Origin of the sequence: Pseudoalteromonas sp. McH1-42 (assembly GCF_022347845.1) — a bacterium.
Taxonomy (GTDB): domain Bacteria; phylum Pseudomonadota; class Gammaproteobacteria; order Enterobacterales; family Alteromonadaceae; genus Pseudoalteromonas; species Pseudoalteromonas rubra_D.
This window is the reverse complement of the sequence record NZ_JAKRFU010000072.1, coordinates 1-1294: the sequence shown is the minus strand read 5'-3', so window position 1 is coordinate 1294 and position 1294 is coordinate 1. Positions and strand designations below refer to the sequence as shown.

Annotated in this window: 1 protein-coding gene; it reads right to left on the bottom strand. The window is 55.5% G+C overall.

The features are described 5' to 3' along the window. The coding region (locus MHN31_RS24060) for an amino acid adenylation domain-containing protein (RefSeq protein WP_239445550.1) at positions 1-1294 on the bottom strand (1294 nt) is incomplete at both ends.

Genomic DNA, 1294 nt, shown 5'->3' with positions numbered 1-1294 from the left:
GGCCAGCAGTGCTCGCTTGTCCAGTTTGCCATTGGCCGTCAGCGGCCACTGACTAACAAAGCTATAAGCCGACGGCACCATGTAATCCGGCAGGTTGCCACTCAGGTGCTGTTGCAGTGCATCAATTAAGTCGTTGGCCTGCTCGCTCTCTGTCTTCACAAAAGCACGCAGCACCTTACCACCCTGCTTACCGGCCTCGGCCAGTACCACCGCAGACTCCACGTCAGCATGACCCATCAGCTGGGTTTCTATCTCACCCAGTTCTACCCGGAAACCACGGATCTTGACCTGATCATCGCTGCGTCCGACAAACTCGATTTCTCCATCAGCGCCGATACGCACCAAATCACCGGTTTTATATAAACGCGCGCTCAGTGCCGGGTTAGCCGGATCACAATACGGGTTATCAATAAAGCGCTCGGCGGTGAGTTCGCTTTGATGTAAATAACCACTGGCCAGACACTGACCACTGACATACAGCTCGCCCACAACACCCGGCGGGCATAACGTCAGCTGCTCGCTGAGTACCAGAGTCGCAGTATTCACGTTGGCGCGGCCAATGGGCACCGCGCGCGGGTCATCGTAACCACCGCTGATGGCATAGCCCGATGCGGTGACTGTGGTCTCGGTCGGACCATAGGTATTGAGCAGCACAAAGCCTGGTTTAAGAGAAGCCACCGATTGTTTATCCAGCGCTTCACCGCCGACAATCACCAGTCGCAGTGCCAGAGATTCAAGCTCCGCTTCGCTCAGCGCCAGCATATGCCAGAACGCCGTTGGCAGGCTGGCCACGCTGATGGCATGGCTGTCGCAGAAGGCAATAAAGGCCTCGCGGCTCAGCGACACGTCTTCGTCGCGCAGCACCAAAGTAGCGCCCTGAGTCAGAGTCGCCAGCCATTCTTCGACGAAAATATCAAAGTTCATAGTAGAGAACTGCAACACGTTGTCGGCTTCGGTGATTTCGTAGCGCTGCTCACAGTTAGCGGCAAAGTTGATCAGGTTATGATGACTTATCATCACGCCTTTCGGGTTACCGGTTGAGCCCGAGGTGTACATCACATAGGCCAGATTATCCGGGGTCAGCACCACATCCGGATTGCTGATTGGATAGTTTGCAAACTGGCTGGCGTTATCCAGCAGCACAGCCGTGACGTTAAAATCGTTCAGGATCCCGGCAACTTTTTGCTGGGTCAATACCACAGACAAGCCGGTGTCTTCGACCATGTAAGCCAGACGTTCCTGGGGATAATCCGGGTCCAGCGGCACATAGGCCCCGCCTGCTTTAAGGATGGCC